The sequence below is a fragment of the Kitasatospora sp. CM 4170 genome, from assembly GCF_032110285.1.
Taxonomy (GTDB): Bacteria; Actinomycetota; Actinomycetes; order Streptomycetales; family Streptomycetaceae; genus Kitasatospora; species Kitasatospora aburaviensis.
Window position 1 is genome coordinate 2,379,807 of record NZ_CP134877.1, and the last position, 18,728, is coordinate 2,398,534.

At 76.0% G+C, this 18,728-nt stretch carries 12 protein-coding genes and 5 tRNA genes; 9 read left to right on the forward strand and 8 right to left on the reverse strand.

From position 1 onward, the window contains the following. Positions 1-288 precede the first annotated feature (288 nt). Positions 289-858, forward strand: a complete 570-nt coding sequence (locus RMN57_RS09455) for a CGNR zinc finger domain-containing protein (protein ID WP_313762948.1) — start codon at positions 289-291, stop codon at positions 856-858. Positions 859-950: 92 nt separating this feature from the next. Here the strand turns inward: RMN57_RS09455 and RMN57_RS09460 are convergent, their stop codons facing one another. Next, entirely contained in the window at positions 951-1,472 is a 522-nt protein-coding gene (locus RMN57_RS09460) for a hypothetical protein (protein ID WP_313762949.1), read from the reverse strand. 149 nt (positions 1,473-1,621) lie between these two features. Between RMN57_RS09460 and RMN57_RS09465 the strand changes: the two genes are divergently transcribed. Continuing rightward, a complete protein-coding gene (locus RMN57_RS09465; RefSeq protein WP_313762950.1) occupies positions 1,622-2,122 on the forward strand; it encodes a DsbA family protein in 501 nt (166 codons plus the stop codon). 32 nt (positions 2,123-2,154) lie between these two features. On the opposite strand, the gene RMN57_RS09470 is transcribed toward RMN57_RS09465, so the two are convergent. The 3 genes from RMN57_RS09470 to RMN57_RS09480 form a co-directional block, all read right to left on the reverse strand. After that, positions 2,155-2,997 (reverse strand): GNAT family N-acetyltransferase, encoded by an 843-nt coding sequence (locus tag RMN57_RS09470; protein WP_313762951.1) that lies wholly within the window; start codon positions 2,995-2,997, stop codon positions 2,155-2,157. 102 nt (positions 2,998-3,099) lie between these two features. Beyond that, positions 3,100-3,930 carry an aminotransferase class IV gene (locus RMN57_RS09475; protein WP_313762952.1) on the reverse strand — a complete coding sequence of 277 codons (831 nt, stop codon included), beginning with the start codon at positions 3,928-3,930 and terminating at the stop codon, positions 3,100-3,102. Positions 3,931-4,087: 157 nt separating this feature from the next. After that, positions 4,088-5,137 carry a chorismate-binding protein gene (locus tag RMN57_RS09480; protein WP_313762953.1) on the reverse strand — a complete coding sequence of 350 codons (1,050 nt, stop codon included), beginning with the start codon at positions 5,135-5,137 and terminating at the stop codon, positions 4,088-4,090. A gap of 339 nt (positions 5,138-5,476) precedes the next feature. Between RMN57_RS09480 and RMN57_RS09485 the strand changes: the two genes are divergently transcribed. The 5 genes from RMN57_RS09485 to RMN57_RS09505 all read left to right on the forward strand — a co-directional run bounded on the left by RMN57_RS09485 (position 5,477) and on the right by RMN57_RS09505 (position 5,995). Further along, positions 5,477-5,549: transfer RNA gene (locus RMN57_RS09485), tRNA-Gly, on the forward strand. A gap of 40 nt (positions 5,550-5,589) precedes the next feature. Then, positions 5,590-5,663 (forward strand) — tRNA-Cys (locus tag RMN57_RS09490). 34 nt (positions 5,664-5,697) lie between these two features. After that, positions 5,698-5,769, forward strand: a tRNA-Val gene (locus RMN57_RS09495). Positions 5,770-5,810: 41 nt separating this feature from the next. Continuing rightward, a tRNA-Val gene (locus tag RMN57_RS09500) sits at positions 5,811-5,882 on the forward strand. 41 nt (positions 5,883-5,923) lie between these two features. Continuing rightward, positions 5,924-5,995: transfer RNA gene (locus tag RMN57_RS09505), tRNA-Val, on the forward strand. A 334-nt stretch (positions 5,996-6,329) separates the two neighbouring features. On the opposite strand, the gene RMN57_RS09510 is transcribed toward RMN57_RS09505, so the two are convergent. After that, complete coding sequence (locus RMN57_RS09510) at positions 6,330-6,527, reverse strand: hypothetical protein (protein WP_313762954.1); 198 nt, start codon at positions 6,525-6,527, stop codon at positions 6,330-6,332. Between the two features lie 431 nt (positions 6,528-6,958). Here RMN57_RS09510 and RMN57_RS37030 point away from each other — a divergent pair, with 431 nt between their 5' ends. Continuing rightward, a complete protein-coding gene (locus RMN57_RS37030) occupies positions 6,959-9,298 on the forward strand; it encodes a protein kinase domain-containing protein (protein WP_396327934.1) in 2,340 nt (779 codons plus the stop codon). Between the two features lie 238 nt (positions 9,299-9,536). On the opposite strand, the gene RMN57_RS09520 is transcribed toward RMN57_RS37030, so the two are convergent. Continuing rightward, the gene (locus tag RMN57_RS09520) at positions 9,537-10,346 is read right to left on the reverse strand and encodes an RNA methyltransferase (RefSeq protein ID WP_313762955.1); all 810 of its coding nucleotides are present in this window, start codon (positions 10,344-10,346) and stop codon (positions 9,537-9,539) included. Between the two features lie 99 nt (positions 10,347-10,445). Here RMN57_RS09520 and RMN57_RS09525 point away from each other — a divergent pair, with 99 nt between their 5' ends. Beyond that, positions 10,446-13,214 carry a SpoIIE family protein phosphatase gene (locus tag RMN57_RS09525; protein ID WP_313762956.1) on the forward strand — a complete coding sequence of 923 codons (2,769 nt, stop codon included), beginning with the start codon at positions 10,446-10,448 and terminating at the stop codon, positions 13,212-13,214. Between the two features lie 84 nt (positions 13,215-13,298). Here the strand turns inward: RMN57_RS09525 and cobA are convergent, their stop codons facing one another. Together cobA and cobT are read right to left on the reverse strand one after the other, a co-directional pair. After that, entirely contained in the window at positions 13,299-14,609 is a 1,311-nt protein-coding gene (cobA, locus tag RMN57_RS09530) for a uroporphyrinogen-III C-methyltransferase (RefSeq protein WP_313762957.1), read from the reverse strand. A 101-nt stretch (positions 14,610-14,710) separates the two neighbouring features. Beyond that, positions 14,711-18,652 carry a nicotinate-nucleotide--dimethylbenzimidazole phosphoribosyltransferase gene (gene cobT / locus RMN57_RS09535; protein WP_313762958.1) on the reverse strand — a complete coding sequence of 1,314 codons (3,942 nt, stop codon included), beginning with the start codon at positions 18,650-18,652 and terminating at the stop codon, positions 14,711-14,713. Positions 18,653-18,728: the final 76 nt, after the last annotated feature.

Consider the following 18,728-nt stretch of genomic DNA (forward strand, 5'->3'; position numbering starts at 1 on the left):
GGTCCGCTCCCACCGGAGCGGGCCCCAGCACCGCAGGCGCCCGGCATCGGAGCCGGCCATCCGCACGGGTGGCCGGCCTCGCTGCCGGGCGCCGTCGTCTTTCCGGGGGCACCACGGCTTCCGGCACCGGGCCCCGGCGCCCGGCTCCCGGCTCCCGGCTCCCGGCTCCCGGCTCCCGCACAACCCTTCGGGCGAAGCGCCCGCCGTGCGCGACGGGGCCCGGTAAGGTCTGAGGTTGACCGTAGACGCGGGGTGCCGACGGCCCCCTCCGGGCGAGGAGCCCCCACCGTGCTGATCACCCACGACACCGAGTGCGCGCTGAGCATCCTCGTCGAGCTGCTCAACACCGCACCCGAGGTGTGCGGCGCCGAGCTGCTGCCCGACGTGGCCGCACTCGACGCCTTCGTGGTCCGCCAGGAGATCAGCGAGGTCGACTCGCTGACCGAGGACGACCTGCGCAACGTGCACCGGCTGCGCACCCGGCTCCGGGAGGTGTTCGTCACCGAGGGCACCGAGGAGGCCTCGGAGCTGATCAACGCCCTGGTCGCGGACGCCGGCACCACGCCACGCCTGACCAACCACGACCACCACGGGTGGCACATCCACTACTTCGCCCCGCACGCCGCCCTGCACGACCACCTGGCGGCGGAGCTGGGCATGGCACTGGCCTTCATCCTGACCGCCGGGGAGCGGGACCGGCTGCGCCGCTGCGAGGCGCCCGACTGCGCGCGCGTCTTCGTGGACCTCTCCCGCAACCGCTCCCGGCGCTACTGCGACAGCCGGACCTGCGGCAACCGGCTGCACGTGGCCGCCTACCGGGCGCGGCAGCGCTCGGCGGAGGCCGTGCCCTCCGCCTGAGCGGCCGGCCCGACGCCGGTCGGCCCCAGCCCCTGCCCGCCTCCCGGTCCGCCCGGGTCGCCTTGCGGTCCGCCCCTTCGATCCGCCTCCGGTCAGATGCCGCGGCGGCGGAGGATCTCCTCGATGTCGTCGAACTCGTCGCCGAGGCCGTCGTCCCGCTTGCCCGCCCTGCCGCTCTTCGGCGCCGCCGCCTTCGGGGCGGCCGCAGCGGGAGCGGTGGCCCCGGCGTTCGTCAGGCCGGCCGGTGCCGCCCGCGAGCCGGCCACCGCGGAACGGGCCGGGGCCGCACCCGCTGCAGCCGGACCGGACTCCGCCCCGCCCACGGCCCGGCGCCGAGCCACCAGGCGGGTGGTGACCAGCAGCGCGGCCGAGACCGCGAGCAGCGCGAGGCCCGTCCAGATCCGGGGGCTGAAGACCAGGTCGGTCGCCCAGTCGGCCAGCTCGCCGCCGATCGTCCGCGCGACCGGGAACAGGCCGGACAGGTAGAGCCCGGCCGGGAGCAGCGCGACGGCGAACCAGCGGGTCGCGGAGCGGAACCGCCGGCGGTGGGCGCGCAGACCGGCCACGGCCACTCCGGCCGCGGTGAGCGCGAAGGCGACCGCCGCCGTCAGCACGGCCGCTCCCCGGACGGTCCGGCGGGCCGCGACGTGCCGCCGCGCCCGGTGCTCGTGCTCACTCTGGTCATCGGACCTCCCGTGGCTGCGGCCGTCGGCCGGGCGCACCACCGGGACGGGGCGGCGCCCACTAGTGGAACACTGGGGGCATGATCGAAGGTTCCCTCCCCCGCCTCGAGCTCTGGTGCGAGCTCCAGTGCCCGGACTGCCGCACGGCACTCGACGACGTCCGGGCGCTGCGTGCCGAGTACGGCGACGCGCTCCCGATCGAGCTGCGGCACTTCCCGCTGGAGAAGCACAAGCACGCGTACGCCGCGGCGCAGGCCGCCGAGGAGGCGTTCGCGCAGGGCCTCGGGTGGCCGTACGTCGAGGCGCTGCTGGACCGGGTCGAGGACCTGGAGGCGCGCGGCGAGGCGGTGCTGCTGGAGGTGGCCCGCGAGGTCGGCGTGGACGCCGAGGAGGTCGACACCGCGCTGGTCGACGGCCGGCACACGCTGATCGTGGACGCCGACCAGGCGGAGGGCAAGGCGATCGGGGTCACCGGCACTCCGACGTACGTGATCGCCGGGCAGCGGCTGGACGGCGGGCAGAGCCAGGAGGGCCTGCGGGAGCGGATCACCGCGTTGATCGAGGGCGCGAAGGCGCCCTGACGCGACATCCTGACGAAGCGTCAGCATGCCGGTCAGATCAGCGGCTTGCCGTAGACCCGGTTGGTGACGCGGTAGCCGAGCGAGTCGTAGAGCCGGATCGCGACCTCGTTGCCGGTGAAGACGTTCAGGCCGAGGTCGTGCACTCCGGCGGCCAGGCACTCGCGCTCGGCGAGCAGCATCAGGGTGCGGCCGTGGCCGTGGCCGCGGTGGGCCTCGGCCACCTCGACGACCATCACCCAGGCGAGCGGGGAGCCGTCGGGCAGGTCCCGGACCCGCAGGGCCAGCCAGAGGGCGCCCAGCGGGTCCGGTCCGTCCCCGTAGAGCCGGCGCAGGGCGACGCCGGGGGTGTCCGCACCCTGCGGCAGCAGGTGCACGTGGTCGGCGTCGGACTTGGCGCGGGCCTGCCGCTCGCTCAGGCCCGAGGCGCGGAGGTCCCGCAGGTAGCCCTGCTTCGCCTCGGCGAGCCAGCCGGGGAAGTCCTCCGGGCCGATCCGGCGGGCGACCGCACCGGTGGGCAGCTCGGGCGCGACCGTGAGGCGCTTGGCCATGTTCCGCATCCGCTCGGTGTAGCCGAGGGTGGCGGCGAGGCCGCGGGCGGCCTGCGCCGATTCGGGGACGTCCACGTCCACACGGGAACAGCCCCAGCCGCGCAGTACCTCTTCGGCGGCCAGCGCGCCGATCGTTCCGCGCCCCCGGCCGCGCCCCTCGTGAACCTCCAACTCGGCGATCTCTCCCCAGAGTTGGTTGCCGCGCGGGACGCTGGTGGTACGCAGGGCGCCGACCGGCCGGCCGTTGGCGCGAATCTGCCAGCGTCTGGTGCGGCCGCCGGCGGTGGTGGGTGTCTCCGGGCCCTCGGGCCGCAGCGTGGTGGTCATGTCGAGGTCCCTTCCCCTCCGTGCGGGCGTTCTATCCGCCGGCGCGGCCGGGGCGCCGGTGGAGTCCGGCCCGCCCCGGCCACCGGCGCCCCGGCCCGGAGGTCACGGGTCCAGGTCGTCCCCACTGCGCTCGGCGAAGACGGCCATCGCCTTGGCGGTCACCGGGCCGGGGCCGGGCAGTTCGCGGTCGTCGACGCGGGTGACGGCCTGGACGTCGCGCAGGGTGGAGGTCAGGAAGATCTCCTCGGCCTCCTGGAGCACGTCCAGCGGCAGGTCGGTCTCCTCGGCGTCGCACCAGTCGACGACCAGTCGCCGGGTGATGCCGGCCAGGCAGCCGGAGGCGAGGGTGGGGGTGAGCAGGCGGCCGCCGAGGACGACGAAGACATTGGAGCCGGTGCCCTCGCAGAGCTGTCCGGCGGTGTTGGCGAGCAGGGCCTCGGAGGCGCGGGCGCGGTGCGCGGCGGCGAGGGCGACCACGTTCTCGGCGTACGAGGTGGTCTTGAGGCCGGCGACGGCGCTGTGCTCGTTGCGGCGCCACGGGACGGTGGCGACGGCGGTGGTGTCGGGCCGGTGGGCCACGGCGCCGATGGAGGCGACCAGGGTGGGGGCACCGTCGCCGCGCTCCGAGCCGAGCGGGGCGGTACCGCCGGTGTAGGTGAGGCGGAGCCGACCGAGCGGCATGGGGTTGGCGGCGAGGACCTGGGCGCAGGCCTCGCGGACCAGGTCGTGGTCGGGGTCGGGCAGGCCGAGACCGCGGGCGGAGCGGGTGAGCCGGTCGAGGTGGCGGGTGACGGCGAAGACCCGGCCGTCGACGGCCTTGAGGGTCTCGAAGACGCCGTCGCCGGTGGTGAGTCCGTGGTCGAGGACGGAGAGCGCGGCGTCGGCGGAGTCGACGAGTGTGCCGTTGACCCAGCTCTTGGTCGGGTGCTGCATCGAGGGCTGCTCCTCTGGGCGTTGGGGCGGGGCGGTCGGACGGTGGGAGGTGCGGGTGGCCGGGGCCGGGGCGGGTGGCCGGGGCCGGGGCGTCGGGCGTGCGGCCAGGGGGTGGCGGGGCGGGGGGGGCGGGCCGACCGATTACCGGTGCCGGCCGTCAGTCGGTCTCGGTGCCCGACGCTATCGCGACCAGGCGGGCGGCCTTCAGTTCGGTTTCCGCCCATTCGCCTTCGGGGTCCGAGCCCCAGGTGATGCCGGCGCCGGTGCCGAAGCGCAGCACGGGTGCACCGGGCGCCGCCCGGTCGATCCAGAAGCTGCGGATGCCGACGGCGAGTTCGCCCTCGCCGCGGTCGGCGTCGACCCAGCCGATGGCGCCGCAGTAGGGGCCGCGCGGGGCGGTCTCCAGGGCGTCGATGATCCGCAGGGCGCTGGACTTGGGGGCGCCGGTGACCGAGCCGGGCGGGAAGGTGGCGTCCAGCAGCTCGGGCCAGCCGGCACCGGCCCGCAGGGTGCCCTGGACGGTGGAGACGAGGTGGACCAGGCCGGGGTGCTTCTCGACGGCGCAGAGGTCGGGCACGGTGACCGTCCCGGTCTCGCAGACCCGGCCGAGGTCGTTGCGGACCAGGTCGACGATCATCACGTTCTCCGCGTAGTCCTTCTCCAGCAGGTCGGCCTCGGTGCGGCCGGTGCCCTTGATCGGGCCGGAGGAGACGGTGCGGCCGTCGCGGCGCAGGTAGAGCTCGGGCGAGGCGGTGGCGATCTCGACGCCGTGCTCGGGCAGGCGGATGGTGCCGGCGTAGGGCGCGGGGTTGCCGTGGGCGAGCAGACCGGTGAGGGCGTCGACGTCGGCGCGGGCCGGGTCGGGCAGCGGCGCGCTGAGGACGCGGCAGAGGTTGGCCTGGTAGACCTCGCCGGCCGCGATGTGCTCGCGGATCCGCCGGACCCCGGCGGTGTAGGCGGCGTGGTCCAGCGAGCTGTGCCAGCTGTCGGGGGACGGGCCGAGCCAGCCGGCGCCGGACGGCGCGGCCGGGGCGGGGCGGACGTCGTCGAAGCGGGCGCAGGTGAGCCGGCCCTCGAAGTCGTGGGCGACGGCCCAGAAGCCGGAGGAGTCGAGTGCGGCTGGGTCCGAGGTGACGTCGCGCAGCCCGGTGGCGACGCGGCCGCCGAAGCGGGCGAGCGGGCTCAGGGGGTCGGGGTGGCCGGACACGGTTCTCCTGCACGGGTGGGGCTGGGCTGCGGTGCCTGAAGTGTAGGTCGGGGGCGCGAAGGGGGCTCGGCGGCGGCGTGCGGGGGCGCGCGGGCACCGGTCTCCGGGCGGTACCCGGGTGTCCTGCGGGTGTGCGCGGGACGGCCCGCGGATGATCATCCGGAGACGCCGCTGGTGGGGGCCGATGGGCCCGCGGAACCGCTGACGGGACGGCACTCCGGGGCCATCCCCTCGGCACGCTGCGGGAACGGATTTTTAGCTGGCCCAGGAATCCGCTAGAGTTCAACACGTCGCCAGGGAGCGCAGCCGAAGAAAAGCGGTGAAGATCCCGGGAGACAGGCGGACGTGGCTCAGTTGGTAGAGCATCACCTTGCCAAGGTGAGGGTCGCGAGTTCGAATCTCGTCGTCCGCTCGATGGAGAACAGTGTAAGATCGTTCTTCGAGTGTTGCCTGGTGGAGTGGCCGAGAGGCGAGGCAACGGCCTGCAAAGCCGTGTACACGGGTTCAAATCCCGTCTCCACCTCCAAGAGGATCACCCGGTTCCACCGGGAGACCTCCCCGCGCGATTAGCTCAGCGGGAGAGCACTACCTTGACACGGTAGGGGTCACTGGTTCAATCCCAGTATCGCGCACGTCGGATCCTCCGGGGTCCGCTGCAGGACCGCCACACCAGGCGCGATTAGCTCAGCGGGAGAGCACTACCTTGACACGGTAGGGGTCACTGGTTCAATCCCAGTATCGCGCACGTCGGACCCTTCGGGGTCCGCTGCAGGACCGCCACACCAGGCGCGATTAGCTCAGCGGGAGAGCACTACCTTGACACGGTAGGGGTCACTGGTTCAATCCCAGTATCGCGCACAGTAACGGCCGGGGCCGTGATCCGCGAGGGTCACGGCCCCGGCCGTTTGTGCTGCCCCGCGGAGCGGCTCGGGCCGCGCGGGAAAGTCGTGGGTCGTACGGGAGATGAAGAGCCGCGTACGGTCGCCCTCACCGACGTCCGTACGCGGCATCTCCGCCTGCCGGGGTGCTCTGCGCACCGCTCCTCGCCCGTCCGCGTGTCATCGCGGGCGCGGCCTTCCCCGGCGGCACTGGCTCCCCGTCCCCAGGGGATTCAGTGCCCGTTCAGTGGCCGGCTCTCCCAGCCGGATCGTTCCCCTGACGGCGGCCCGGAGGACCGGGCCCGGCGTTCGGGTCAGTGCTTGATCAGTTCGGCCAGGGCCTGGGCCTGGTTGGCCAGCTGATCCCAGCCGCCGAACAGCATCACCAGCAGTACGGCGCAGGGCAGTGCCATGGCCAGCGCGACCGCCGGGTGCCTGGTCGGCTCGGCGGCGTGGCGCTGGGTGAAGGCCTGCCGACGGCGGCGGGGTGATCCCGTGAGCTGCGGTGCCATGCCCCTACTCCCGATTCGTGTACTGCCGGTGCCTGCTGGCCGCTCGACGCGGACGCGGTGGACGGATTACCTCGGGGGACGAGCTCCCCGTCCACCGCTGAGGACAACGCTATGGCGGGAGGGGGTGGGCGGACGTCATGCCGTCGTATTGTTCTGCGGGCCTCCCCGAGGATGAGCCTCCGACTTGCGGTGTACTACCGGAGGGGGAGGCGGCTTCCTCCGCGCCCCCGGGGGAACCCTGAGAGCCGACCCCGAGAACCGTTCCGGCACCGCCGTGACCTGCAGGTCAGCGCACGATCGGACAATCGCACGGAGGGTTCGGGTGTTGCGTATCAGCACACCGCAGCGGCCAGTCCGTAAGCTGTGCCAGACAGGAACTGACGATGCCCCAACCGACGGGGCCTCACCCACAGGCTGACGGGGAAGCGAACATGGCGATGATGCGGCTGAGGCGTGAGGACCCCCGCATCGTCGGGCCGTACCGACTGCACCGGCGGCTGGGGGCCGGCGGCATGGGCGTGGTCTACCTCGGTTCCGACCGCCGCGGGCAGCGGGTGGCGCTCAAGCTGATCCGTGCCGAGCTGGCCGAGGACGTGGAGTTCCGCACCCGCTTCGCCCGCGAGATCGCCGCCGCCTCCCGGATCCGCGGCGGCTGCACGGCCCGGGTGGTGGGCTCCGACATCGAGGCGGACCGCCCCTGGCTGGCCACGGCGTACGTCCCCGGGCCCTCGCTGTACAAGCGGGTCGGCGACGAGGGGCCGCTGGCGTGGGCGGAGGTCGCCCGGATCGGTGCCGCGCTGGCCGACGGGCTGGTCAAGGTGCACGAGGCGGGCGTCGTCCACCGGGACCTCAAGCCGTCCAACATCCTGCTGTCGCCGCGCGGGCCGCGGATCATCGACTTCGGCATCGCGTGGTCGCGCGGCGCCAGCACGCTCACCCACGTCGGCACCGCCGTCGGCTCGCCCGGATTCCTGGCGCCCGAGCAGGTGCGCGGCGTGGCCGTGACGCCCGCGACGGACGTCTTCGCGTTCGGGGCGACGCTGGCGTACGCGCTCACCGGGGACACCCCGTTCGGCTCGGGGGCCTCCTCCGAGGTGATGCTGTACCGGGTCGTGCACGAGGAGCCCGACCTCTCGGAGGTGCCGCCGCAGCTGGCGCCGCTGATCCGGGCCTGCCTGGCGAAGGAGCCCGCCGAACGGCCCGGCGCGGCCGCGCTGCACGAGCGGCTCAGCGAGCTTGCGGCGCGCGGTGCGGGCGGGGCCGGCGGGGCGGTGGCCGGTGGTGCGGCGGCCGGCCAGGCCGCGGCCGGCGGGAGCGTCACCGGTGGGGCCGTCGGGGGCGGATTCGACGCTGCGGCCGCGGAGCGCGCGGCCCGTGCCGCGGGGCGGCGGCCGGCCGGTGGGGCACGACCCGGCACTCCCGGGCGCGGTGCGCCGGCAGCGCCGGTGCCGCCGGCCGCAGGCCGCGGGGTCCCCGCGCCCGGGCGGGCGCCGGATCCGGCGGGCGTGGCGCGGGCCCGGGCCGCCGCGGGCGGCGCGGGCGGGCACGCCGGCGCGGGGCTCGCCGGAGGCCGGCACAGCGGTCCGGCCGGGGGGCACGGCGCCCCCGGCGGTGGACCCGGCAGTGGCCCTGCGGGCAGGGTCGCGGGCGGCCCGACGGGTGGCCCCGGGAACGGGACCGCGGGCGGTCGTGCGGCAGGCCACCCCGGCGTTCACCCGGCAGGGCACCCCGGTGCCCGGGCCGGTGCGGCTCCGCGGCGCGGGCACCAGGGTGCCCAGCCGACCACCAGACCGCTGCCCCGGGCCGATGACCTCCAGACCACCCGGCCGATGCGCGAGCGGCAGCAGACCCCCGCCCCCGGTCGGGGCGGCGCCCCGGCGGCCCAGCCCGGTCCGCGCGAGGGCGGGCAGCGACCCGTCCGCCCGCGCGGGCGGAGCCGGGACCGGCAGCACACGCCCGCACCCGGCGGCCGTCCCGGCAGCGCCCGGCAGCGGCTGCTGCGGCAGCGCCTGATCGTCTTCGTCACCGTCACGGTCGGCGTCGCGCTGGCGATCGCGGCGGCGCAAGGGTGCGAGAACCGGAGCAACCAGGGCCTCGGCCCGGTGGGCGCGACGACGGTCACCACCGCACCCGCGGACCGGCCGGGCACGGACGGCTCCGCCGTGCCGCCCGCCGCGGCCGGGCAGTCGGTGGACGGCGCGGCGCCGTCGTCCCTGCCGCAGTCCCCGACGCCCCCCGCGGCCGCGGCCGCGGCCCGTACGGGCGGCCCGGCCGGCGAGGGCGCGCTGGCTCCCGCCCAGGGCGTCAACCCGGCGGTCGACTGGCCCAACCGCAGCTACCCCGACCCCGCCGGCGGCCCGCCGATCGCCCTGCGGGACGGCCGCTCGGCGGGGGCGGGACCGCAGGTCGCGCTGAGCACCGTCCTCCCCGCCCGGTACAAGGGGGCGCCGGCCGGCCTGGTGGTGCTGCGCCGCACGGAGGGCTCGGTGCCGACCGACCTGGTCCAGCTCTTCGGCTTCAACGGGGACACGCCCGTGCCGCTCGCAGCGCGGTCCTCGGCCGCGGACCCGCAGGCGGCGGCCGCCTGGCGGCTCGACAGCGGCGCGCTGGTCCGCGAGGAGCGCAGCAGCCAGACGGGCGCGACCGCGTCCACCCGCTACACGGTGCGGCCGGACGGGACCATCGAGGAGTCCTGGCCCGGCGCCCCCACGGTGACCGTGACCCCGCCCCCCGCAGCGGCCCCCGCCCCGCCCTCGGCACCGGCAGGCTGATCCCCCGGCCCTCGGGCTCCGCTCCGCGCCGCGCAGGAGGTCGGCCAGGCCGACTTCTCGCGCCCCACATCGCCCAGGACCCCGGCGCCTGCCCCCGGCAGCACCCACCGGCCCGCACGGGAAGTCGGACGAGCCGACTTCTCGCGCTCGTCCCCCACGCCGCCCCGAGGATGCCTACACACGCCGCAGGCCCGCGCGGGAAGTCGGGCGGGCCGACTTCCCGCGCGCCCGGGGTGGGTCAGGTGGCGGCGGTGACGGCGTAGAAGGCCACCGCTGCGGCCGCGCCGACGTTCAGGGAGTCGATGCCGTGGGCCATCGGGATGCGCACGGGGTGGTCGGCGGCGTCGATGGCGCGCCGGGTGAGGCCGTCGCCCTCGGCGCCGAGCATGAGCGCGGCCTTGGGCAGCCGGTGCGGGGCCAGGGCGGCCAGGTCGACGGCGTCCTCGGCCGGGGTGAGCGCGAGGAGGCTGAAGCCCGCCTCCCGGACCGTGTCCAGGGCGGCCGGCCACGGGTCCAGCCGGGCGTAGGGGACGGCGAAGACGGCACCCATCGAGACCTTCACCGCGCGCCGGTACAGCGGGTCCGCGCAGTCGGGCGAGAGCAGGACGGCGTCCATCCCGAGCGCGGCGGCGCTGCGGAAGATGGCACCCAGGTTGGTGTGGTCGACCAGGCCCTCCAGCACGGCCACCCGGCGGGCGCCGGCCAGTACCTCGGCGGCGTCCGGCAGCGGCTTGCGCTCCATCGAGGCGAGCGCGCCGCGGTGGACGTGGTAGCCGGTGACGGCCTCGGCCAGCGCGGGCTCCACGACGTGGACGGGGGCCTCGGCCTCGGCGATCACGTCGGCCATCACATCGAGCCACTTGGCCGTCAGCAGCATCGACCGCATGCGGTAGCCGGCCGCGAGGGCGCGGCGGATGACCTTCTCGCCCTCGGCGATGAACAGGCCCTCCGCGGGCTCGCGTCGGCGGCGCAGTTCCACGTCGGTCAGGCCGGTGTAGTCGGCGAGGCGCGGGTCGGCGGGATCGGTGATGATGCTGGGCTCGGACACCCTGCGATCTTGCCAAGTCGGGGTGGAGAAGGCTAAACGGCCGAACGATCGGGTGTGGCTGGTCTTGGCCCCTCGGCACGCAGAGTGCAAATATGGCGTATGGCCCGTTTTCCGGGCCGATCCTGGGCTCCGTCGGGCTCTGGTGCTTCTGGCTCCACCGCCTCCTCTCTCGCCACTGGAGCCGCCGGCTCCTCCGGTGGGCGCCCACGCGGTCGGCTACAGCAGCCGCGGGCGGCGTGGCCGAAGTCGGTGAAGCGCCGCTCGGTGGCTGGGCAGTTCTTCGCGCTCCAGGTCCTGGTGGTGCTGCTCCTGGTCGCCGCGGCCGTGGTGGCCCTGGTGGTGCAGTCCCGCAACGACGCCCGGCAGGAGGCGACCAACCGGTCGGTGGCGGTGGCGCAGACCTTCGCCAACTCGCCCGGCATCGTCGCCGCCATGCAGTCCCCCGATCCGACCGCGATCCTGCAGCCCAAGGCGCAGGCGGCGCGGATCAACGCGGGCGTGGACTTCATCGTGGTGCTGAACACCGACGGCATCCGCTACACCCACCCCAATCCGGCCCGGATCGGCCAGAAGTTCGTAGGGAACTACGAGCCCGCCCTCGACGGGCAGGTGGTGACCGAGCAGATCGACGGCACACTCGGGCCGCTGGTCCAGGCGACCGTGCCGGTGCGCGCGCCGGACGGCCAGGTGATCGGCGCGGTGTCGTCCGGCATCACGATCGAGAACGTGAGCAGTGCCAGCGAACGGCAGCTGCCCGTGGTGCTCGGGGCCGCGGCGGTTGCGCTGGGCCTGGCCACCTGCGGCACGGCGCTGATCAGCCGTCGGCTGCGGCGGCAGACGCACGGGCTCGGGCCGGCCGAGATGACGCGGATGTACGAGCACCACGCGGCCGTGCTGCACGCCGTGCGCGAGGGCGTGCTGATCGTCGAGGGCGACGGGCGGCTGCTGCTCTGCAACGACGAGGCGCGCCGGCTGCTGGACCTGCCGGCCGACGCCGAGGGCCGGCTGGTGACGGAGCTCGGCCTGGACCACGCGCCCGAGGAGCTGCTGACCGCCGACCGGCCGGTCACCGACGAGGTGGTGCTGTCCGGGGAGCGGCTGCTGGCGGTGAACATCCGGCTGACCGACCGCGACGGCGGCCCGCCCGGCCTGGTCGCCACGCTGCGTGACTCCACCGAGCTGCTGGCGCTCTCCGGCCGGGCCGAGGTGGCGCAGCGACGGCTGCGGCTGCTGTACGACGCGGGCCTCGCGGTGGGAAGCACGCTGGACGTGACGCGCACGGCGGAGGAGCTGGCCCAGGTGGCGGTGCCGCGGTTCGCGGACTTCGTCACCGTCGACCTGGCCGAGCAGGTGCTGGACGGCGACGAGCCGCCGGCGGGCGTTTCGCTGGACCGGGTGCGCCGGGCGGCGTTCGCCGGGGTGCGGGACGACTCGCCGTTCTACCCGGTGGGCACGGTGCTGGACGTGGTGCCGTCGACGCCGCTGGCGGGTGCGCTCGACACCGGGCTGCCGGGGGTGGAGCCACGGCTGGCGGAGAGCACGGCGTGGCGGGACCAGGATCCGGAGGGGGCGGCGCAGGCGCTGGAGTACGGGGTGCACTCGCTGGTGCGGGTGCCGTTGAAGGCGCGCGGGGTGCTGCTGGGGGTGGCGCGGTTCTGGCGGGCGGGCCGGGCGGAGCCGTTCGAGGACGAGGACCTGGCGCTGGCCGAGGAACTGGTCTCGCACGCGGCGGTCTGCATCGACAACGCGCGCCGGTACACCCGCGAGCACGCGATGGCGGTAACGCTGCAGCACAGCCTGCTGCCGCGGAGCCTGCCCGCGCAGAACGCGCTGGACGTGGCGCACCGGTACCTGCCGGCGCAGGCGGGGGTCGGCGGGGACTGGTTCGACGTGATCCCGCTGCCGGGTGCCCGGGTGGCGCTGGTGGTCGGGGACGTGGTGGGGCACGGGCTGCACGCGGCGGCGACCATGGGGCGGCTGCGGACGGCGATCCACAACTTCTCGACGCTGGACCTGCCGCCGGACGAGCTGCTCGGGCACCTGGACGACCTGGTGAACCGGATCGACCAGGAGGAGTCCGCGACCGGCGGTTCGGGGGCGGTCACCGGGGCGACCTGTCTGTACGCGATCTACGACCCGGTGTCGCGGCGCTGCACCCTGGCCAGTGCGGGGCATCCGCCGCCGGCGCTGGTCTCGCCGGACGGGCAGGTGGTCTTCCCTGAACTGTCGACGGGGCCGCCGCTGGGCCTCGCGGTGCTGCCGTTCGAGACGGTGGAGCTGGAGGTGGCGGAGGGCAGCCGGCTGGTGCTGTACACGGACGGGCTGGTGGAGGACCGCGAGCGGGACATCGACGAGGGGCTGGAGCGGCTGCGGTCGGCGCTGACCGGGCCGCCGCGGACGCCGGAGCAGACCTGCGCGGACGTCCTGGGCGCGATGCTGCCGGCGCACCCGCAGGACGACATCGCGCTGCTGGTGGCGCGTACCCGGGTGCTCGCGCCGGACCAGGTGGCGGAGTGGGACGTGCCGTCCGACCCGGCCGCGGTGGGTGCGGTGCGGGCGGCGGTGGCGGAGCGGCTGGCGCAGTGGGGGCTGGACGAGGCGGCGTTCGTCACCGAGCTGATCCTGAGCGAGCTGGTGACCAACGCGATCCGGTACGGGTCGGGGCCGATCCGGGTGCGGCTGCTCCGCGACCGGGCGCTGATCTGCGAGGTGTCCGATGCCAGCAGCACCTCGCCGCACCTGAAGTACGCGGCCACCACGGACGAGGGCGGGCGCGGGCTCTTCCTGGTCGCGCAGTTCGCGGACCGCTGGGGGACGCGGTACACGGCGACCGGGAAGGTGATCTGGACGGAGCAGCCGCTGGAGTGAGCCGGGGCTACGGGTCCGTGCGGGGGCGGAGTGGGAGGTCGGCGGGGCCGGCCTCCCACTCCGGGGCCTCGGGGGCCGGGCCGCTCAGGAGCCGGCGAAGGCCGGGGCCAGCACGTTGACGACGTCGCCGACGACGATCACGGCCGGGGGCTTGATCCGCTCGGCCTCGACGGTGGCCGCGACGGTCGCCAGGGTGGCGTCCACCCGGCGCTGGGCCGCGGTGGTGCCCTCCTGGACCACGGCCACCGGGGTGTCGGCCGGGCGACCGCACTCCACCAGCTTCGCGGCGATCGCGCCGATCTTGTCCACGGCCATCAGCAGCACCAGGGTGCCGCTCATCCGGGCGGCGGCCTCCCAGTTGGTCAGCGAGCGCTCGTCGTCCGGCCCGACGTGGCCGGAGATCACGGTGAACTCGTGCGTCATGCCCCGGTGGGTGACCGGCACGCCGACCGCCGCCGGCACGCTGATCGAGCTGGAGATCCCCGGGACCACGGTCACCGGCAGGCCGGCCTCGGCGCAGGCCAGCAGCTCCTCGCCGCCGCGCCCGAAGACGTACGGGTCACCGCCCTTGAGCCGGACCACGAACTTGCCGGCCCTGGCGTGCTCGATGAGCGTCCGGTTGATCGCCTCCTGGGCCATGAACCGCCCGTACGGGATCTTCGACGCGTCGATCACCTCGACGTGCTCGGGCAGCTCGGCCAGCAGCTCCCGCGGGGCCAGCCGGTCGGCGACCACCACGTCCGCGTCGGCCAGGAGTCGGCGGCCCCGCACGGTGATCAGGTCCGGGTCGCCCGGGCCGCCGCCGACCAGGGCGACGCTCCCGCGGCGGGACTCCCGGGAGGCGTCCCCGGCGCGGTGCCGGCGGGCCGCCAGCGAGCCGTCCCGCAGGCCGTCCACGATGGTGTCGCGCAGCGCGGCGGAGTGCCGCGGGTCGCCGGTGAGCACCGCCACGGTGGCGCCGGCGTCGCGCCCGGTGGCCGGGGTCCAGGCGGTGGCGGCGGCCGCGTCGTCGCTGCGGGCGCAGAACACCCGCTCGCGCTCGGCCTCCGCGCTGACCGCGGTGTTGACCGCCGGGTCGTCGGTGGCGACCAGGGCGTACCAGGTGTCGGCGAGGTCGCCGTCCCGGTACGGGCGCTCGTGCCAGGTCAGCTCGCCGGCGTCGGCCATGGCCTGGACGGCGGGGGTGGTGGCGGGCGATATCAGGTGCAGGTCCGCACCGGTGGCGATCAGGGCGGGCAGCCGGCGCTGGGCGACCTGGCCGCCGCCGACCACGACCACCCGGCGGCCGGCGAGCAGCAGCCCGACCAGGTAGGGGGTGCGGCCCTCGGTGCCGGGGTGCGGGTGGGGCCCGTCCGGCCGGTCGGCGGGCACGGAGGGCGGGTTGGGCGCGGTCATGGGCGGTGCTCCTGGGTCGGGTGAGGGTGGTGGGGGTACGCGGCACCGCTCCGTGTGCCGGCGCGCCCTCGGGCCGGTACACGGAGCGGTGCGGGCGGGCGTCAGGCCTTCTCGGTGACCCCGGCGGAGTCGAACGTGGCTACATCGTGCATCGCGCGGGCCGCACTCTGCACCAGCGGAAGGGCCAGCAGGGCGCCGGTGCCCTCGCCGAGCCGCAGGTCGAGGTCGATCAGCGGACGCAGGCCGAGCTTGGCGAGCGCGGCCTGGTGGCCGGGCTCGGCGGAGCGGTGGCCGGCGATGCAGGCGGCCAGCACCTCGGGGGCGATGGCCTTGGCGGCCAGGGCTGCCGAGCCGGCGATGACGCCGTCCAGGATGACCGGGGTGCGCAGCGAGGCGGCGCCGAGCAGGAAGCCGGCGATGGCGGCGTGCTCCAGGCCGCCGACGGCGGCGAGGACGCCGATCGGGTCGGCCGGGTCCGGCTGGTGCAGCGCGAGCGCGGCGCGGATCACCTCGACCTTGCGGGCGTGCGTCTCGTCGTCGATGCCGGTGCCGCGGCCGGTGACCTCCGCCGGGTCCAGCCCGGTGAAGACGGAGATCAGCGCGGCGGAGGCGGTGGTGTTGGCGATGCCCATGTCGCCGGTGACCAGGGCCTTGTTGCCGGCGGCGACCAGGTCGCGGGCGGTCTCGATGCCGACCTCGACGGCCTTGAGGGCCTCCTCGCGGGTCATCGCCGGGCCCTGGGTCATGTCGCCGGTGCCGGGGCGGACCTTGCGCGGCAGCAGGCCGGTGGTGCGGCCCTGCTGGATCGCGTCGGGCAGCTCGGCGGCCACGCCGACATCGACCACGCAGACCTCGGTGCCGATCTGCTTGGCGAAGGAGTTGACCACCGCTCCCCCGGCCAGGAAGTTGCCCACCATCTGGGCCGTGACCTCCTGCGGCCAGGGCGTGACGCCCTGGGCGTGCACGCCGTGGTCGCCCGCGAAGATCGCCACGCAGGCGGGCTCCGGGATCGGCGGCGGGCACTTGCGGGAGAGGCCGGACAGCTGGGCGGAGATGATCTCCAGCATGCCGAGCGACCCGGCCGGCTTGGTCATCCGCTTCTGGCGGTCCCAGGCCTCGCCGAGCGCCTTGGCGTCCAGCGGGCGGATGCCGCGCAGGGTCTCGGCGAGCAGGCTGTGCGGCTCCTCGCCGGGCAGCGCGCGGTTGCCGTACTGCTCCTCGTGGACGACCCAGGAGAGCGGGCGCTTCTTGGCCCAGCCCTGCTGCTGGAGCTCGGGCTCGTCCGGGAAGGCGTCGACGTAGCCGACGCACAGGTACGCGACGACCTCCAGGTGCTCGGGCAGACCGAGCTCGCGGACCATCTCGTCCTCGTCGAAGAAGCTCACCCAGCCGACGCCGAGGCCCTCGGCGCGGGCGGCCAGCCAGAGGTTCTCGACCGCGAGGGCGGCCGAGTACGGGGCCATCTGGGGCTGGGTGTGGCGGCCCAGCGTGTGGCGGCCGCCGCGGGTGCGGTCGGCGGTCACCACGATGTTGACCGGGGTTTCGAGGATGGCCTCGATCTTGATTTCCTTGAACTGCTTGGCCCGGCCCTTGGGGAGCGTGTCCGCGTACGCCTCGCGCTGGCGCTCGGCCAGTTCGTGCATCTTGCGGCGGGTCTTGGCCGAGCGGATCACCACGAAGTCCCACGGCTGGGAGAAGCCGACGCTGGGCGCGGTGTGGGCGGCCTCCAGGACGCGGATCAGCACCTCGTGCGGGATCGGGTCCGGACGGAAGCCGTTGCGGACGTCGCGGCGCTCGCGGATGACCTGGTGGACGGCCTCGCGGCCGGCGTCGTCGTAGCCGACGGCGGCGGGGCCGCGCGGCTCGGCGGGCTCCTCGGGAGCGGCGTCCTCGGCCGGGGCCTCCTCGGTGCCGGCCTCGGTGCCGGCCTCGGTGGCGGCCTTGGTGGCGGCTTCGGCGCCGGTGGCCTCGCCCGCGGCGGTCTCGTCCGCGGACGCCTCGACGGGGGCGTCGCCGCCGGGGGCCTGCTCCACCGCGGCGGCCACGGTCTCGGCGTCCACCGGGGCGGCCTCGGGCCGGGCCTCCGCGGCGGGCTCGGCCGCGGGCTCGGTGGCGACGGGCTCGGTGGCAGGCGCGGGCTCGGGCGCGACCGCCGGCTCGTCGGCCGCCTCGCCTGCCGGTGCCTCGGGCTGCCCGGCGGGCTCGGTGGTCTCCGGCGTCCCCGCGGTCTCCGGGGCCGGGACGGCGGCCTCGGCCGGAGCCTGCTCCGCCTGCTCGGCCTCCGGGCCGGCGACGACCTGGCCGGACGGCATCTCGCCGGTGCCGACGGCCGTCTCGGCGGCGGCCTCGGGCAGGGCCTCGGACTGCTCCGCGGGCTCCACGGGCTGCTCCACGACCGCGGCATCCACCGGCTCGGCGACGGGTTCGGCGCCGGGGGCGGACTGCGCGGACGGGTCGTCCTGAACCGTCCCGGTCGGCTGGGCCGCCTCGGCGGTCACGGCCTCGGGCTGCGCGGCGGGCGCTATGGGGACGGACTGCTGCGCCGCCGCGTCCTCGCCGGACGGGACCGGCTCGGTCGCCTCGACCTGCGGGAGGCCGTGCGGGGTGGGCGCGGCCAGGAAGGCGGCGATCCGACGCGGCTGGCCGGCCTGGGCGGCGGACTGCTGCTCGGTCTGGGCGACGGGCTCGGCCGGCGCCTCCGCGGCGGCGGGGGCGCCCTGGGCGTCACCCGGCACGGCCTCGACCGGGGCGGCCTCGACCGGGGCGGCCTCGACCGGGGCGGCCTCGACGGGGGCGGCCTCGACGGGGGCGGCGGACGCGTCGACGAGGACCGCCTCGGGCTGCACGGCCTGCGCGGCAGCGGCCTCCGGGGCCACCGCGAGCTGCTCGGCGGCGGCCGGCGCGTCGGCGACCGGGGCGACGCCCGGCTCGGCCACGAACGCCTCCGGGGCCACCGACGCCTCGGCGGCGGGCCCGGCCTCGGCGGCAACGGGCTGCAGACCCTGCGCGCCGTCGACGACCTGCACGCCCTCGACCGGCTGCACGGCCTGCGGAACGTCCTGGGCCGGCTGCTCGGCGGGGATCGGCTGCTCGGCGGGGATCGGCTGCTCGGCGGGGATCGGCTGCTCGGCGGGGATCGGCTGGGCGACCGGGATCGGCTGGGCCTGGGCGGGCACGGCGGCCTGCGGCTCCGGCTGGCCGACGACGACCGGGATGCCGTGCGCGGGCGTGCCGCCCAGCGAGGGGCCGCGGTCGGCGAGCGAGCGCACCGGCACCTGGCCGGTCATCAGCGACGGGTCCGGGACCGGCGGACCGGCGTGCAGCGGGCGGCGCGGCGGCTGAACCGCCGTCACCGGCTCCTGGCCCTGCGGCTGGACCGGGACCTGGATGCCGTGGCCCTGGGTCTGGAGGGACTGGACCACCGGTTGGTCCGGCACCGGCTGGCCGGCCTGGTCGGCGCCGAGCGCCGGCGGGTCCAGCGGCGGCCAGGACGGCTCGACCGGAGTGCCGGGGACGCCCTGCTCGGCGCTCTGGTCGGCGGGTGCGGCGACGGGCTCGCCCCAGGAGCCCTGCGGGCCGGGCATCAGCAGGACGTCGTCCTCGTCGTCCAGCGGGTCCGGCTGGTCGTCGGGCTGGTCGAGGAAGTGGAAGGCGGGGCGCGGCGCGCCCGGGTCGACGGCCCAGCCGTCACCGGGAACGCCGGCGACACCGGCCATGCCCGGGGCACCGGGCACGCCGGGGGCCGGGGCGAACTGGCCGGGCACGCCGATCGGCTGGCCGTGGCCGGGGTAGTCCTGCGGCGGCACCCCGCCGGTCAGGCCGCCGTCCGGCACGCCCGGGTGCTGCATCGCGGGGTTGGGCATCGCGGGATTGGGCATCGCCTGGTTCGGGACCACGCCGCCGTCCACCGCGGCACCCTGCATGGGTACGACACCCTGCGCGGGGGCGACGGCCGCGACGCCCCCCGGGCCGCCGAGCGGGTCGGGCCCGGCGAGCAGGTGCTCCGGAAGTCCCTCGTTCGGGACGTGGCCGCCATCGGTCATGTCAAAGCTCCTTCCAGGCCGCTGCCGCGCCCTCGGCGACGCGATCACCGACCGCAGCGCCCATCCGCACGGGTCG

Bases quoted from the DNA above. Each gene is read 5' to 3' on its own strand.
- RMN57_RS09465 (WP_313762950.1), top strand. From the start codon at position 1,622: ATGATCGAAGGTTCCCTCCCCCGCCTCGAGCTCTGGTGCGAGCTCCAG.
- RMN57_RS09470 (WP_313762951.1), bottom strand. From the start codon at position 2,997: ATGACCACCACGCTGCGGCCCGAGGGCCCGGAGACACCCACCACCGCC.
- RMN57_RS09475 (WP_313762952.1), bottom strand. From the start codon at position 3,930: ATGCAGCACCCGACCAAGAGCTGGGTCAACGGCACACTCGTCGACTCC.
- RMN57_RS09510 (WP_313762954.1), bottom strand. From the start codon at position 6,527: ATGGCACCGCAGCTCACGGGATCACCCCGCCGCCGTCGGCAGGCCTTC.
- RMN57_RS37030 (WP_396327934.1), top strand. From the start codon at position 6,959: ATGGCGATGATGCGGCTGAGGCGTGAGGACCCCCGCATCGTCGGGCCG.
- RMN57_RS09525 (WP_313762956.1), top strand. From the start codon at position 10,446: ATGGCCCGTTTTCCGGGCCGATCCTGGGCTCCGTCGGGCTCTGGTGCT.
- cobA (WP_313762957.1), bottom strand. From the start codon at position 14,609: ATGACCGCGCCCAACCCGCCCTCCGTGCCCGCCGACCGGCCGGACGGG.
- cobT (WP_313762958.1), bottom strand. From the start codon at position 18,652: ATGACCGATGGCGGCCACGTCCCGAACGAGGGACTTCCGGAGCACCTG.